The sequence below is a fragment of the Sphingomonas sp. Leaf230 genome (assembly GCF_001421745.1).
Lineage (GTDB): Bacteria > Pseudomonadota > Alphaproteobacteria > Sphingomonadales > Sphingomonadaceae > Sphingomonas.
The window spans coordinates 978,177-991,905 of the sequence record NZ_LMKW01000001.1 but is presented as its reverse complement, the minus strand read 5'-3'; the positions used below and the strand labels follow the sequence as shown (position 1 = coordinate 991,905).

At 63.1% G+C, this 13,729-nt stretch carries 16 protein-coding genes; 6 read left to right on the top strand and 10 right to left on the bottom strand.

Annotated features, from left to right (window positions below):
- Window positions 1–34: 34 nt before the first annotated feature.
- The 4 genes from ASE82_RS04305 to ASE82_RS04290 form a co-directional block, all read right to left on the bottom strand.
- Window positions 35–349, bottom strand: coding sequence for a DUF1488 family protein (locus ASE82_RS04305; RefSeq protein WP_056059266.1), 315 nt, complete (start codon window positions 347–349; stop codon window positions 35–37).
- Between the two features lie 3 nt (window positions 350–352).
- On the bottom strand, window positions 353–637 hold the full coding sequence (locus tag ASE82_RS04300; protein WP_056059263.1) for a hypothetical protein: 285 nt from the start codon (window positions 635–637) through the stop codon (window positions 353–355).
- A 214-nt stretch (window positions 638–851) separates the two neighbouring features.
- Entirely contained in the window at window positions 852–1,184 is a 333-nt protein-coding gene (locus ASE82_RS04295; RefSeq protein ID WP_056059260.1) for a hypothetical protein, read from the bottom strand.
- Between the two features lie 237 nt (window positions 1,185–1,421).
- Window positions 1,422–2,318: an AraC family transcriptional regulator gene (locus ASE82_RS04290; protein ID WP_056059671.1), complete on the bottom strand. Its 897-nt coding sequence runs from the start codon at window positions 2,316–2,318 to the stop codon at window positions 1,422–1,424.
- Between the two features lie 152 nt (window positions 2,319–2,470).
- Here ASE82_RS04290 and ASE82_RS04285 point away from each other — a divergent pair, with 152 nt between their 5' ends.
- Window positions 2,471–3,196, top strand: a complete 726-nt coding sequence (locus ASE82_RS04285) for an SDR family oxidoreductase (RefSeq protein ID WP_056059257.1) — start codon at window positions 2,471–2,473, stop codon at window positions 3,194–3,196.
- 166 nt (window positions 3,197–3,362) lie between these two features.
- Here the strand turns inward: ASE82_RS04285 and ASE82_RS04280 are convergent, their stop codons facing one another.
- From ASE82_RS04280 to ASE82_RS04270, 3 genes are all read right to left on the bottom strand, one after another.
- Window positions 3,363–4,256 (bottom strand): alpha/beta hydrolase, encoded by an 894-nt coding sequence (locus tag ASE82_RS04280; RefSeq protein WP_082441116.1) that lies wholly within the window; start codon window positions 4,254–4,256, stop codon window positions 3,363–3,365.
- Window positions 4,256–4,450 carry a hypothetical protein gene (locus ASE82_RS04275; protein ID WP_056059254.1) on the bottom strand — a complete coding sequence of 65 codons (195 nt, stop codon included), beginning with the start codon at window positions 4,448–4,450 and terminating at the stop codon, window positions 4,256–4,258. Before ASE82_RS04275 ends, ASE82_RS04280 begins: the two co-directional genes overlap by 1 nt.
- An 88-nt stretch (window positions 4,451–4,538) precedes the next feature.
- A complete protein-coding gene (locus ASE82_RS04270; RefSeq protein WP_235524562.1) occupies window positions 4,539–5,411 on the bottom strand; it encodes an alpha/beta hydrolase in 873 nt (290 codons plus the stop codon).
- Between the two features lie 427 nt (window positions 5,412–5,838).
- On the opposite strand from ASE82_RS04270, the gene ASE82_RS04265 reads away from it, so the two are divergent.
- Together ASE82_RS04265 and ASE82_RS04260 are read left to right on the top strand one after the other, a co-directional pair.
- A complete protein-coding gene (locus tag ASE82_RS04265) occupies window positions 5,839–7,623 on the top strand; it encodes a DUF885 domain-containing protein (protein WP_435368530.1) in 1,785 nt (594 codons plus the stop codon).
- Window positions 7,624–8,164: 541 nt separating this feature from the next.
- Window positions 8,165–9,193, top strand: a complete 1,029-nt coding sequence (locus ASE82_RS04260) for a glycosyltransferase (protein ID WP_235524558.1) — start codon at window positions 8,165–8,167, stop codon at window positions 9,191–9,193.
- On the opposite strand, the gene ASE82_RS04255 is transcribed toward ASE82_RS04260, so the two are convergent.
- Entirely contained in the window at window positions 9,141–10,055 is a 915-nt protein-coding gene (locus ASE82_RS04255; RefSeq protein ID WP_162236681.1) for a phosphatase PAP2 family protein, read from the bottom strand. The genes ASE82_RS04260 and ASE82_RS04255 overlap by 53 nt on opposite strands.
- A gap of 233 nt (window positions 10,056–10,288) precedes the next feature.
- On the opposite strand from ASE82_RS04255, the gene ASE82_RS04250 reads away from it, so the two are divergent.
- Genes ASE82_RS04250 through ASE82_RS04240 form a run of 3 tightly spaced genes read left to right on the top strand, consistent with a single transcriptional unit; the run spans window position 10,289 to window position 12,368 of the window.
- Window positions 10,289–10,831 (top strand): sterol desaturase family protein, encoded by a 543-nt coding sequence (locus ASE82_RS04250; protein WP_235524552.1) that lies wholly within the window; start codon window positions 10,289–10,291, stop codon window positions 10,829–10,831.
- Window positions 10,832–10,881: 50 nt separating this feature from the next.
- Window positions 10,882–11,610 carry a fatty acid desaturase gene (locus ASE82_RS04245; protein ID WP_235524547.1) on the top strand — a complete coding sequence of 243 codons (729 nt, stop codon included), beginning with the start codon at window positions 10,882–10,884 and terminating at the stop codon, window positions 11,608–11,610.
- Complete coding sequence (locus ASE82_RS04240) at window positions 11,607–12,368, top strand: sterol desaturase family protein (protein WP_056059239.1); 762 nt, start codon at window positions 11,607–11,609, stop codon at window positions 12,366–12,368. Before ASE82_RS04245 ends, ASE82_RS04240 begins: the two co-directional genes overlap by 4 nt.
- A gap of 39 nt (window positions 12,369–12,407) precedes the next feature.
- Here ASE82_RS04240 and ASE82_RS04235 read toward each other — a convergent pair whose 3' ends face one another.
- Together ASE82_RS04235 and ASE82_RS04230 are read right to left on the bottom strand one after the other, a co-directional pair.
- Entirely contained in the window at window positions 12,408–13,283 is an 876-nt protein-coding gene (locus ASE82_RS04235) for an SDR family oxidoreductase (protein ID WP_056059236.1), read from the bottom strand.
- A gap of 107 nt (window positions 13,284–13,390) precedes the next feature.
- Window positions 13,391–13,711: an HNH endonuclease gene (locus ASE82_RS04230; protein ID WP_056059662.1), complete on the bottom strand. Its 321-nt coding sequence runs from the start codon at window positions 13,709–13,711 to the stop codon at window positions 13,391–13,393.
- Window positions 13,712–13,729 lie beyond the last annotated feature (18 nt).

Sequence of the window (13,729 nt, the reverse complement as noted above, 5' to 3'; positions counted from 1 at the left end):
TTGTTGGCGGGCAATATGATTGTCGGGCGAAGGGTTACGGCCTGCGTGATTGCGAAGGTTCGTCGCAAACGTCGGCGGCCGTGAGCAGGACTGGGGGCTCTCCGCCCAGCCGGCTGACAAACTCGCGTCGCGCGATACGGTGTATGTCGGACTCGAATTCCCCATACGTTTCGATCGCCGTATCGCTGTCGATGCCGTCGAAGTCCGGACTGAGGAACTCCGCCAACGCCTCGCTCGTGATCAGGAACTCGACCATGCCAAGGTCCGTGTGGCCGAGAAACAGGACGCCGCGCCGTTCGGCGAGCCATTCATACTCGCCCGGCTCGAAGCGAACGCTCGCAGATGCCATGGCTCAGCCCTCGTCGTTTGCGCTAGGCAGCCGCTCGGCCAGCGCGGCGATACCGTCGCCGGCGAAGGTTGCATGGGCCGCACCGTCGATTTGCAAAGGGTGCTCCGGCGTAAGCACAGCAGCGTCGCGATGCTCGGGATCAAGCGTCATCCACGTACGGACAGCGCCCTCCAGGCTCGTTACCTCGGCGAGGTTCTCGTTCCCACGCGGCACATTCTCCAACGCAGCACTCATCCGCCAGTCGATATCCGGCGTCTTCGCATCGTCGCCCCAGGTCGCTTCCGTCATGCTCAAATCCTAAATTGACCGGGAGTGCCGGCTTCATGATGGCTAAAGCGCTCACCTTCGAAGGCTGGTTCCAGGTAATTCGCATATCGGCCGGACGGATCACGTCGGCGGCAGGTCCAAGCCGCGACGTAGTTCAGCATGAGCTATTAGAAATCGACGGCGGCGGGTGTCGCCTGCTAGCCGGCGCAGGGGAACGATGGGAACCACTGTGCGGCTATCGCTGTGCCTCGTCGGACGCGACCGTACCCATCGTCATCGCCAGCAACGACATGCCGCGGTGTTCGTGATCCAGCTTCAGGAGCCTGACCCAGTGCGCGATATGCTTTCCGGCTGCCTCACCGGCCTTTCGCAGATGTTGCGGGGTCGAGAGATCCGTGTCGTTTTCGATCACCGCAGCGATCGACAGCGCGAAGAAGTCGATGATGTCATCCGCAATCAGTGCTCGATCCGGGGAGTTCGCGGCGAGATACTGCATTACGATGGGTGCGATAACCTGGAACAGGTCGATCTTGGCTTGGTCGTCCACCTTCATCGTGTTTACGGTCATTCTCATCTCCTCCGTTCCTGACCTGTACCGTTCGAGACTGAAGGGCGAAAGGCGCAGCCATCGGTCCCGCCAAGATCGAAGGCGCGATGATCCGCCCACAAGAGAATAGCTTTACCGCATAGTCTTAGCGATTGGCCGGACGCCTCGAACCTGGAACGGTTCGGCAATCATCGTTTCCGCAACCGCGACCGGCGCCGTTGTCGAGCGGATAGAAATCGCCGAACCAGTTGAGTGTCGCTACACGGGCGTCAGTAGATTGCCGCTCAGTTGGAGTTGCTCGATGTCACGACGCGGAGGAGCACCAAACAACCGTGCATATTCGCGGTTGAACTGTGAGGGGCTTTCATAGCCCACGGCAAAACCTGCGCCGCTTGCCGTCGTGTTCCCTGACAGCATCAGGCGTCGTGCCTCCTGTAACCGCAATTGTTTTTGATACGCCAACGGCGTCATTTTCGTCACCGCCTTGAAGTGTTCGTGGAGTGACGACGGGCTCATACCCGCGGCGGTGGCGATGTCCCCGATGCGGAGCGGCCGATCGAACCCGGTGCGGATCGTCGCGATAGCGCGGCTGACCTGATTGAGGTGGCTGTCCGCCACTGCCATGTAGCGAAGTGCAGCCCCGTGGGGACCCACGAGCAAACGGTACAGGATCTCCCGTTCGATCAGCGGCGCTAGCGCAGCGATGCTGTCCGGTCGATCCAGCAGACGCATCAGTCGGCACGCTGCCTCGACCAGATCGTCGTCGCTGCGATATACCGCGAGCGCCGGCAGATCGGCTTTCGGCGCCCGGCCGCCTTCCGCCAGGATGAGGTCCGCCAGCACGGACTGGTCGATGTCGATCTTGCAGCAGAGGTACGGCTTGTCACGATCCGCCTGGACGACGTGTCCGACGAGCGGCAGGTCGACCGAGACCAGCAGGTAATGCGCGGCATCGTAGAGCAGGCTCTCTCCGCCGAGCGAGACTCGCTTGGCACCTTGGGCAATTATGCAAAGCGACGCGTCATACACGGCGGGCAGGGGCACGGTCGGCTCATCGGCCCGGAACAGCGATAGTCGATGGATTGGCGTGCTGACCATGCCGGTTCTCGGGACATGGCGCGCAACCAGCGTGGCGAGGTCTGCGATCGTACTCATCATGGGACTGTGTCCGCTGCCAGCCATTGTCACAAGCGGCGGTGAGGCCGTTTTGGAGGATCGTGCAAGGATTGCGGAAGATCGGTCTCACGCTGGTCGGCAGTCCGGTTCCATCTGTGCGCAGCCTTCGAGGCGACACGAAAGGAACCATCATGAACGACGTCATCGACAAGACAGTGCTGATCACCGGCGCCTCAAGCGGTATCGGCGAGGCCACCGTGCGCGAACTGGCGGGCAGGGGCGCGCGCCTCTTCATCGGAGCGCGCAGGACCGATCGGCTCGAAGCGCTGGCGGCGGAACTCGGCAACAACGTCGCGTGGAAGGCGCTGGACGTAACCGACGCCGCGAGCTTCGCCGCGTTCGCCGATGCGGCGGAGGCGCGGTTCGGGCGCGTGGACGTACTGATCAACAATGCCGGCGTGATGCCGCTATCGCCACTCGCCGCGCTGAAGCAGGACGAGTGGACGCGGATGATCGACGTCAACGTTCACGGCGTGCTGAACGGGATCGCTGCCGTGCTGCCGCGATTCATCGCGCAGAAGGCGGGCCACGTCGTCAACGTCGCATCGATCGCCGCGCATTTCGTGATGCCGAGCGCCGCCGTTTACTGCGCCACCAAATACGCGGTCTGGGCAATCACCGAAGGGTTGCGCCAGGAGCATGATGACATCCGCACGACGATCATTTCACCTGGGGTCGTGGCGACCGAACTGGGCAACGACATCACCGATCCGGATATTGCCACTGCGCTGACCACATGGCGGCAAAAGTCGCTGACCCCCGACGCGATCGCGCGAGCAATCCGCTACGCTTTGGAGCAGCCCGAGGGAGTAGACATCAACGAGGTCATCGTCCGCCCGACCGCAGCCGGCATGTAGGCGACTGTGCGAAACCCAGTCCGGGCGGACTTTCTGTCCCCCGGACTGGTCAGGTGGACGACAGTCTCGTCAATGGGTCAGCGAGAACCATACATGACAGTCCGGGTTGGAGAATGCGGATCGTCGCCCGGCATGATCGGCCCCAAAAAACGAAATCATCCGTGCATCATTTCGCAGGTCGGGGCGAAAGCCAGCCGCCATCCGCTAGCCAGTCTTGAAGGCGATCCGGCCAGTGCAGGATGGAGATCCGGTTCGACTCGTCGAGATTGAACGCGTGGCCACTGTCGGCATACATGTGAAGTTCCGCCGACACGCCACTCTTGCGCAACTGCTCGTAGAGCGTGACCGTCGGTGCTGCGCAGCAAGGATCGCGGCTGCCGGCGACCAGGAACGCTGGGGGCGCGTTGGCGATGGCGGTTGCTGGGATGCCTCGCGGTCCGGGGAAGACCAACACCTGGAAATCGGGGCGAGCGGACTGACGGTCGATCGGATCGGCAGGTCGACGCTCAGCAGGCTCGGGATTGTCCGCGATCAGCGACACGAGTTCGCCGCCTGCCGAAAAGCCCATCGCACCGACGCGTGCCGGATCGATGCCATAGTCCGCAGCATGCGCTCGGACCCAGCGCATCGCGCGCCGCGCGTCGTCCGCAGCATCTCCTTCGACCGAATATTTCGAGCCGGGCTCGTTCGCGAGGCGATATTTGAGCACGAACGCGGTCACCCCCATGCGGTTCAGCGCGGTCGCAACCTTCGTGCCCTCGTTCGTCCATACGAGTAATTTGTGCCCACCGCCGGGCATGATCACGATCGCGGCTCCGTTGCGGTTCGCTACGTCGGCGGGAAAGGCAAGCAGCGACGGATCGTGGATGTCGCGGACCCAATAGTCGCGGCCGATCTCCGCCTCGCCGCGGCGTGCCGCCGACCCGGGCGCGCCGTTGGGCCACAGCTTGATCGCGGTGTAGCGGTGTGGCTGCTCCGGCGGCGGATCCTGTCCAGCCAATGACGCGGTTGCGACGGTAGCGGAGGCCAGCAGCGCAATGGTGGTAAAAAGGGTGCGCATCACCTCACCTCCGCGGTCGCGGCTATCGCCGCGAAGCGGATCGGGCTCGATTGGTTATGGTCGACGATGACGTTCAACCCCTGCGCCTCGAGCGTTTCGGCGGGGCTAATTGTCAGCGATTGCGCGTATATCGCGCTGGAAAATGCACAGAGGCTTACCGAAGCGAGGGCGGTGGCGATGCTCTTGCGGGACACACGTCTCTCCTGTCGAATATCGTGGCCGGAGGCGCGCTTGGTTGCGCGGCTCTTCAGCGGAAACGTCGTAAAACTCGTGAGAGGGAGCTTACTGCGCCGGTTTCAGCCAGCCGTGCATCGCCATCCAGCGGGTGAATTCATCGAACCAGCCCGTGCTCGTGGTGGTCTTCGGGTACATGCCGAAGCCGTGACCGCCCTGTTCGAACAGGTGGAACTCGACCGGGCGCTTGGCCGCACGCCAACTGTCGATCAGCCCATGGCCGCCATTGCCGAAGAAGGGATCGTCCGCCGCGAGCGCAACGAACATCGGTGGCGCGTCGGCCGGCACCGTCATCGCGGCGAGCGGACCGTAGATGTTGCCGATGAAGGCCGGCTTCGCGTCCTGCCCGGCGACGGTCGTTGCCATCGTCAGCATCGCACCTGCGGAAAATCCGACCATGCCGATGCGGCTGGGATCGACATGCCATTCGCCCGCACGCTTGCGGACCGTGGCGAACGCCGCCCTCGCATCCGCGATCTGCGGCGCAAGGCCCGCCATCATCGCATCGGCGTTCGGACGTGGCGGGCGCATACCCTGCGGCACCGGTCGCGCGAATGTGGCAAGATCCTGCGGTGTCGGGTTCAGGCGATACTTCAGGACGAACGCAGCGACGCCTCTGGCGGCAAGCGCACGCGCCACGTCCCAGCCTTCGTTCTCCATCGACAGCGTCTGGAATCCACCGCCCGGTGCGACGATCACCGCTGTACCGGTGGCCTTGGCGGGATCCGGCAAGAAGGGGGTGAGGGTCGCCACGGTGACGTTGCGGGCGAACACGCTACCATATTGACTGTGCCACGCCTCCGGTGCGGTCGCCCCCGGGAGTTTACCGGTATCAAGCGCGATGGCGTCGGGCTGCGCCGGAGTGGCGATAGGCGCCATCTTGTCGGTCTGTGCCAGCGCCGGTGTGGTCGAGGCAATCATCAGGCTGGACAAGCATAAAAGCGGGTGTCCCACCCATCGACGAACGGCGTTCATGCGGAACCCGAATCCCATAGTCGCTCTCCCATTTTTATCGTTCTTTTCGTGACGATATCGATAGCGCTACCATAGTACAATAGGATCTAAGCCGCTTTTCCTGGTCACCTGCCTGCCTTCAATACTGGCGAAAATAGGAGTGCAGGGGATGACATGATAATCGCAATAGGAGTCGACTGGATGGCAGGACGTAGGAGCCTCAAAGGTCTACTGAACATCTCCCCCCAAGGTCATCGCGCTTTGCGAACGATCTCCTGTTCGGCTCCCAATATTCGGCAGTGTTGATCATTGCGGTGATGCAAAGTGGCGGCTAGCGCTGGTTCGCAACCGATAGAAAGGCCCCGTGATGCTCACCAAGCGCGCGTTTGTAGGAATGCTGATGGCGGGCGCCGCTCTGCCGCTGATCGACCCACAGATCGCCATTGCGGCAACCGGGACCGCCGATGACGATGCGCGGCTCCTGCGCTTTCTCGACGCCGCGTTCGATGCGAGTGTCGCGCTCAGTCCCGAGACACAGACCAGCCTCGGCCTGAAGACCAACTATGACAGGCTCGACGATTATACCGACGCTGCCGCACGGCGCGCACAAGCGTTGCAGGATGCGCAACTCGCCGACCTGCGACGCAGCTTCGCGGTCGGTCGGCTTGGACCCGATGCCCGGCTGAGCTATCGATTGTTCGAAGCGCAGGTCGCCACGGATCGCCGCCAGTTCGCGTTCCGCGACTATGCCTTCCCGGTATCGACGAACGGCAGCCCGGCGGGCAACATCCCGGTTTTCCTCATCAACCAGCACCGCATCGCCACGGTAGCCGACGCTCACGCTTATGTGGCGCGATTGCGTGATTCCCTGCGCGTCATGCGCGAGGTCGCCGCAACCATGCGCAAACAGGCGGCGAAGGGTATCGTACCGCCAAAGATGGTTTTCACGCCTGCCCGTGGCGATGCCCGCCAAGTTATCACCGGAGCGCCGTTCGATAGTGGCGCGGACAGCAGCCTGCTCGCCGATTTCAAGGCGAAGGTCGGCAAGCTTGGCGTGTCCGAGAGCATCAAGACGGCGTTGATCGCGGATGCGGTCGCGGCATTGAAAGGGCCGTTCCGCCAAGGCTTCGACATACTCTTTGCCGCGCTCGACGAGATCGAGCCACTCGCCAAGGGCAATGGCGGCGCGTGGAGCCTGCCGGGCGGCGACGCCTATTATCAAGCGCGGCTCGCCTATTACACGACCACCGACATGACAGCGGAGCAGATCCACCAACTGGGGCTGGATCAGGTACGATCGATCCATGCCGAGATGACGGCGGTGATGAAACGGGCGGGCTTCACCGGATCGTTGCAGGATCTCTTCGTGGCGCTGCGGTCCGATCCGAAGTTCAAATACCCCAACACCGATGCTGGCCGTCAACTCTATCTCACCGACGCACGCGCAGCCATCGCGCAGACCATGGCCGCCGCACCTCGCTTCTTTCGCCGACTGCCAAAGGCGCCGCTGGAGGTACGCGCGGTCGAGACGTGGCGACAGGAAACTGCCGCGGTGGCGTTCTACGATCAGCCCGCCCCGGATGGCTCGCGGCCCGGCATCTTCTACGTCAATCTGGCGGACATGACGCAGGTGCAGAAGACTCAGGTCGAGGGGATCGCCCATCACGAAGGCGCGCCGGGGCATCACTTCCAGATTGCTCGCGCACAGGAGCTGACCGGCGTGCCGAAGTTCCGCCGCTTCGGCTATTATGGCGCGTATACCGAAGGCTGGGGCCTGTACTCGGAACGGCTCGCCAAGGAGATGGGCGCTTATCGCGATCCGTATTCGGAACTGGGGATGCTGGCGTTGCAAGTGTGGCGCGCGTGTCGCTTGGTGCTCGACACGGGCATGCATGCCAAGCGTTGGAGCCGCGATCAGGCGGTCGCCTATTTCACCCAGAATGCGCCACTTTCGGCACGCGACGTGGTTAAGGAAGTCGATCGCTATATCAACAACCCCGGCCAGGCGACGAGCTACATGGTGGGCCAGCAGCGTATATCGGCGCTCCGGCATAAGGCGGAGACCACATTGGGCGCGCGCTTCGACATTCGCGATTTTCACGAGGTGGTGCTGGCGCATGGCGCGCTGCCGCTCGGGGTGCTGGCGGAACAGGTCGATGCTTGGATCGGGGTGGCCTGAGACCCACACCAAGGCTACCACGCGGCGAGGGGGGATCGACGAACCTCGCCGCTTGGTTAGCGATACAAAGATCAGAATTTGGTGAGGCCAGACCAGCACGTGAGTTCTGGGACAAGCGTCTGAACGCCTGTATTTGAACACGCATTGACTACGATCAAAGGAGCAAGCGTAGTGGGTTACTCCGCAAAATCGAGCTATCGCCGTTCGGCTGCATGCTGATAGTAAGCGGTCAAACGAGACGGCGACGGAAAGCTCCACGGCATTGACGTTCAATCGGCGACATATCGCCATCATCGCGCCGCCAACGGCCGGGCACATCAATCCGCTGGTGGCATTGGGAACATCGCTCGTCGAAGCAGGGCGTAGAGTCACGATAGTCCATCTGGCCGACGTCGCCTCGCTAGTGCCCAACGGCAGTGTCGGTTTTGCGGCGCTTGACCACCCGTCGGACTGCCAAGGCTTGTTGGCGGCATATTACCGGAAGCTGGCGCAGCCATCGGGCCCTGTCGGACTGACCAGGATGATCCGCGGCACGGCGTCCATGACGGAACTGCTATTGGAGGCTCTTCCGGCGGCACTGTCGAGACTTGGGGTGGATGCGGTACTCGCCGACTCCGTCGAACCTGCCGGTGCGCTGGTGGCACGACATCTCCAACTGCCGTTCGTGACTGCCGTCACCGGCTTGCCCTTGCTCAGAGAGCCGATGGTTCCGCCACCGTTTCTCGGTTGGGAGTATCGTCCCACTGCGGCTGGCCTTCGTCGCAACAATGGTGGGTACGCCGTCAGCGACCTGCTGATGCGGCCGATCGCCAAAGTCGTGTCGTTCTATGCGCGCCGGTGGAAGCTTGACCCCGACCCTCGGCATCAATGGTCGGACCGCCTGCACGTCGCACAATGCCCGGCAGGTCTGGATTTCCCCCGCGCGGCATTGCCAACGAGCTTCCGATACGGCGCGCCGTGGCGGCTGGACGAAGCTGACGTCGATCTTCCGGAGGACGATGGCCGACCCCTGATATTCTGTTCGCTGGGATCGTTGCAGGGGGCACGCCGATCGTTGTTCGTCGCGATGACGGCTGCCTGTGCCGCGGCCGGCACTCGTGCGGTGGTCGCGCATGGTGGCGGGCTGAGCGAGGCCGAAGTCACCTCGCTACCCGGCAGGCCCCTGGTGCGGGCATTCTGGTCTCAGACCCGTATCCTGCCAAAATGTTCGGCGGCGATTTTGCACGGCGGGTTCAACACGGTGCTGGACGCGCTGGCCGCCGGCGTTCCGATCGTTGCGGTACCGCTGGCATTCGAACAACCCGCTACGGCCGCGCGACTGAAGCGGATCGGGGCGGCTCGTATCGTATCGCCCGCCGAAGCAGACAAGGGGGGCCTCGAAGCGGCGTTGCGGCTCGTGCTATCGGATCCGTCGTACCGCCACGCGGCAAATTTGCTCGCCGCCGAAATGGCGGGGGCCGGGGGCGCTGCCGAGGCTGCCGCGCTGGTCGATTCGGCCCTCTTCAGCGATGCCGACGCTATGCCGGCTGGGCTGAGTCCATTAGATGGGGTGCCCGCCTGCGCCGCGTGATGTGGCGGCTTGCAATGATGGCAGGCGGTGCGAGAAACAGCCCCATGATGACGTCGACCCCGTAGTGACCGCCGAAGACCGGCGTCGCGACGATCGTAAGTACCGCCCATACCCGGCCCGGAACCGCAAGCCGCGGCATCGCGCCGAACGCCCAGATGAAGATGGCGGCGAGCGTCGCATGGAAACTGGGAAAGCTGACGATTCCCATGAGCATCGTGAGATCAAGCACGCGTAGAGACCCGTCGCGAAGCCCGGATATCAGCCCCTGTTCAAGCCAGGCTATGGATGGCCAGAGATGTGCATACCTGGACGGATCGAACAGATTGCCCATGGCCGGAGTAAGGCCCGAAATCAGGATCGTGACGAAACCGGACAGGATCGCGGCACAGACCATCGTCCTCAGCGTGTCGAATTTCCCCATGCCGCTCAACGCTACGATGACGACGATCATCTGCAAGGTGAGGCTGTGATATGCCAGTCCAAACAGCCAAATCAAAGGAGGGGATTTGTCGAGCAACGCCAACACGACCGGCCAGTTGAAACCGATCGCGCGATCGGCGGCGGCCAGTCGGGCATCCCACAACTTCCCCGCGTTTGCCGCCAGGGCATACGCCAGAACGACGCCGAGCACCGTGAACAGCGTCATTTGGAGAAACGCTCGCGCGCCGGCAACGAGACGCGGCCGCGCGGTGTACTTGCCGATCGCGAGCGCGAGGGCGAGTGCCGTCACCGCTGCCATCGCGGGAGCGGCTCGGATCGGATCCACGGTGAAGCGGTGATGATATTGGGCGACGAGGAAGCTCATCAACATGGCCCCGATCAAGACCCAGGAAGCAGTCTCTCGGTGGTCGGCGCGGAACAACGGGGCAATCATACCGGTCAAACGCAGCGTGCCGCCATGCGGTGCCCAGGCAGGTCGATTTCGACCACATTACATGGACATCACGCGATCTAAAGACGACGTGGTCCGGAGCGGAGAATGGCTTCGACGCCACCGGCTCGGGATATTTTGTCGCGGAGCGCCCTCGCATAGCCGGCGGGTAACGGTTATGTGTGCATCATGCTGAATTCGCTGCACCCGTCCACCGTCAATTCATGCGATCGAGCAAAGTGACCTGGTTCGAGAAACTCGCGATCGTCGTCTTCATGGTGTTGTTCATGGAGTGCTTCGCGTGGGCAGCGCATCGGTATGTCATGCACGGCTGGGGCTGGGGCTGGCACAAGTCGCATCACGAAGATCACGAGGGCTGGTTTGAAAAGAACGACCTGTATGCGGTCGTCTTCGCGATCGTGCCGATCGTGTTGTTCGTCGTCGGCCTCTGGTGGGAGCCGTTGTGGTGGGCAGCGCTCGGCATCACCGTGTACGGCGGCATCTATGCCTTCGTGCACGACATGCTGGTGCATCAGCGCGGCGGTTTTCGCTGGGTACCCAAGCAGGGGTATTTCAAGCGCCTGTTGCAAGCGCACCGCCTGCACCACGCGGTCGAGGGCAAGGACGGTACCGTCAGCCACGGCTTCCTGTTGGCGCGCAAGCCGTCGGTGCTGAAGGCGCAGTTGCGCGCGAATGCCGATCCGCAGCGGCGTGCGGTACGTCCCGACAAAGCCGGAAACCTCGTCTCGGCAGATGCAAAGAAGTGAGCGGAACGGTTCGCCAATCGGAGGCCCTGAGGCACCAGACGCGTGTCGGCGTGTCGCTGTCCGCCGCTATCGTCGTGGCGTGGCTGGCGATCCACATAACCGGCATTTTTTTCTGGCGATGGAGCCCGGATACCATTCCCCTGGCCATCGTGATGGTCATCGTCCAGACTTGGCTGAGTACCGGATTGTTCATCGTCGCGCATGACTCAATGCACGGTGCGCTGGCGCCCGATCGACCATGTCTGAACCGAGCGATCGGCGCGACCTGTCTTTCGCTCTACGCCTGCCTGTCGTACGCATCACTGTTGCCGCAGCATCATCTGCATCACAAGGAAACCGGGCGAGCGGGGGACCCCGATTTTCACGGTGGCGACCCCAGTCTCGGCGGTTGGTTCCTGCAGTTCTTCAAGACCTATTACTCGCACGGGCAGATCATCCGGATAACCATGGTGGCGCTGATCTATACGCTGCTGCTTGGGGCACCGCTCGGCAACATCGTCGTCTTCTGGGCATTGCCAGCCTTGGGTGCGGTGGCGCAGTTGTTCGTGTTCGGGACGTGGTTGCCGCACCGGGAGCGCGAGACTCCTTTTGCGGACGCTCACCGCGCGCACAGTATCGAAGTGGGCCCGATTTTGTCGCTGCTGACCTGTTTCCACTTCGGCGGCTATCATCACGAGCACCATCTGTCGCCGGGAACGCCGTGGTGGGGGCTTCCGTCGCGGCGCCGCGCTCTCACCTTGCGAGCAGCCGATCGCAGGGTCGTCGAGGATCAAGCATGACTCTCGCCATCATCCTCTCCGCCGTCGCGATGACCGTCATCGTCGGCGTTCGCTATCTCCTCGTGTCGGGCGCGTTCGCCTGGATCACGGTCCGCAAGCATCCGGGGTTGTACCTCGGGCTGGACCCGCAGGTCCGTCGCGAAATCATCTGGAGCCTCGCGTCCGCGGCGCTTTACGGGATCCCGGCGGGTGTAGTTGCCTGGGGATGGCAGCATCATGGTTGGACGCAGGTATATTCCGACATCCACGCCTATCCGCTCTGGTACCTGCCGGTTTCGGTGTTCCTGTATCTGCTGCTGCACGATGCCTGGTTCTACTGGACGCACCGCTGGATGCATCGTCCCAAACCGTTCAAGTTGGCGCACGCGCTGCATCATGCCAGTCGCCCGCCGACGGCCTGGGCCGCGATGGCGTTTCACCCGATCGAGGCGCTGACCGGCGCGGTGGTCATCCCGCTGTTGGTGTTCTTCGTTCCGATCCATATCGCCGGTCTAGGCATCGTGCTGACGATCATGACGGTGATGGGGGTCACCAACCACATGGGATGGGAGATCTTCCCGCGTTTCTTGTGGTCGGGGCCCTTGGGCGGGTGGCTGATCACGGCCAGCCACCACCAGCGGCACCACGAACTCTATGGCTGCAACTACGGCTTGTATTTCCGCCATTGGGACCGGTTGTGCCACACCGACCGCGGTGTCGGCGACTTTACGAAGGAGCATGCGCGCGCCGCACGTCGCGTTGAAGTGGCGAACTCCTAGGCGGGCCGATGAACGAGCGCCGAAGCGCCCGCTCGTCCGTCAGTTGATCGGCACGCCACCGGTAACCGCGATCACTGCACCGGTCATGTAGCTTCCCTCCGACGACGCGAGAAGGACATACGCCGGAGCAAGCTCGGCCGGCTGTCCTGCGCGACCGATCGGGGTATCCTGACCGAGTTTTTCCAGTTCCTCCGGCGACTTCGCGATCGGCTGGATCGGCGTCCAGATCGGGCCCGGCGCCACGGCGTTGACGCGAATGCCGTTCGCTACGAGCAGGTTCGAAAGCCCGACGGTGAGGCTGGAGATCGCGCCTTTGGTCGCGGCGTAGACGATCATGCTCTTGGTCGCGACCTTGGCCTGCTCGCTCGAGGTGTTCACGATCGCGGACCCCGGCTTCATGTGCGGTGCCGCGGCCTTCGCCAGACGGATCATCGCGAACACGTTGGCCGCGAACGCGCATTGCATCTCGTCATCGTCGATGCTGTCCAGATCCTCGTTCATCGTCTGCGCCGCAGCATTGTTCACCAGAATGTCGAGCCCGCCGAGCTCTTCGACGGTGCGCTTTACCAACGTGACGCAGTGATCCCGGTCGCGAATGTCGCCCGGTAGCAGCAGGCAGCGCTGCCCCGCTCTCTCCACCCAGCCCCGCGTATCCTCGGCGTCGTCCTGCTCGACGGCGAGATACGAGATCGCGACGTCCGCGCCTTCACGCGCATAGGCGATGGCCACCGCCTTGCCGATGCCGGAATCACCCCCGGTGATGAGCGCGACCTTACCCTTGAGAAGCCCCTTGCCGACATAGCTTTCCTCGCCGTGGTCGGGCTTGGTCTTCATGTTGACGACAAGCCCGGGGCGGGGCTGCTGTGGTTCACCGGGAAAGCTCGTCGGGTGGCTGGTGCGCGGATCATCGGTCATGGAAAGCGTCCTGCTGTTCGGGTCGCTGAAGGAACGGTCCTCCGATCGTTAAGTGCCGCCGACAAAAGACCGTTGTCGATGACGATCTCTCGGTGAGGCCGGTGCAGTCAGCGGATATCGGCGCGGCGGGTGGGGACGTGAAAGTCCGCGGGCTTGTCGGCGATCCAGCGCAGGAAGCGACTGATATCCGGGCGCGCTTTCAAGACATCGAGATCCGCGAACGTCGTCGCCAGATCCTGGTTCGAGACGCTGGCATGGATGATACGGTGGCAGATCGGATGAACCGGGACGACCTCCGTACCACCCCGGCTTTTCGGAATGCGGTGATGCCATTCCACCTTTCGCCCCAAGGGCCGCTCGCACAGCCCGCATCGCCCGGCATCTTCGGCAGCGATCGTCCGCGCCTCCGCCTCCAACAATCCTGCCATCCGCTTCACACGTCCGCC

What these genes read in the sequence shown, in the direction of transcription:
- ASE82_RS04305 (WP_056059266.1), bottom strand. Translation starts at nt 349, where the DNA reads ATGGCATCTGCGAGCGTTCGCTTCGAGCCGGGCGAGTATGAATGGCTC.
- ASE82_RS04300 (WP_056059263.1), bottom strand. Translation starts at nt 637, where the DNA reads ATGACGGAAGCGACCTGGGGCGACGATGCGAAGACGCCGGATATCGAC.
- ASE82_RS04295 (WP_056059260.1), bottom strand. Translation starts at nt 1,184, where the DNA reads ATGACCGTAAACACGATGAAGGTGGACGACCAAGCCAAGATCGACCTG.
- ASE82_RS04290 (WP_056059671.1), bottom strand. Translation starts at nt 2,318, where the DNA reads ATGAGTACGATCGCAGACCTCGCCACGCTGGTTGCGCGCCATGTCCCG.
- ASE82_RS04285 (WP_056059257.1), top strand. Translation starts at nt 2,471, where the DNA reads ATGAACGACGTCATCGACAAGACAGTGCTGATCACCGGCGCCTCAAGC.
- ASE82_RS04280 (WP_082441116.1), bottom strand. Translation starts at nt 4,256, where the DNA reads ATGCGCACCCTTTTTACCACCATTGCGCTGCTGGCCTCCGCTACCGTC.
- ASE82_RS04270 (WP_235524562.1), bottom strand. Translation starts at nt 5,411, where the DNA reads ATGATTGCCTCGACCACACCGGCGCTGGCACAGACCGACAAGATGGCG.
- ASE82_RS04265 (WP_435368530.1), top strand. Translation starts at nt 5,839, where the DNA reads ATGCTGATGGCGGGCGCCGCTCTGCCGCTGATCGACCCACAGATCGCC.
- ASE82_RS04260 (WP_235524558.1), top strand. Translation starts at nt 8,165, where the DNA reads ATGACGGAACTGCTATTGGAGGCTCTTCCGGCGGCACTGTCGAGACTT.
- ASE82_RS04250 (WP_235524552.1), top strand. Translation starts at nt 10,289, where the DNA reads ATGCGATCGAGCAAAGTGACCTGGTTCGAGAAACTCGCGATCGTCGTC.
- ASE82_RS04240 (WP_056059239.1), top strand. Translation starts at nt 11,607, where the DNA reads ATGACTCTCGCCATCATCCTCTCCGCCGTCGCGATGACCGTCATCGTC.
- ASE82_RS04235 (WP_056059236.1), bottom strand. Translation starts at nt 13,283, where the DNA reads ATGACCGATGATCCGCGCACCAGCCACCCGACGAGCTTTCCCGGTGAA.
- ASE82_RS04230 (WP_056059662.1), bottom strand. Translation starts at nt 13,711, where the DNA reads ATGGCAGGATTGTTGGAGGCGGAGGCGCGGACGATCGCTGCCGAAGAT.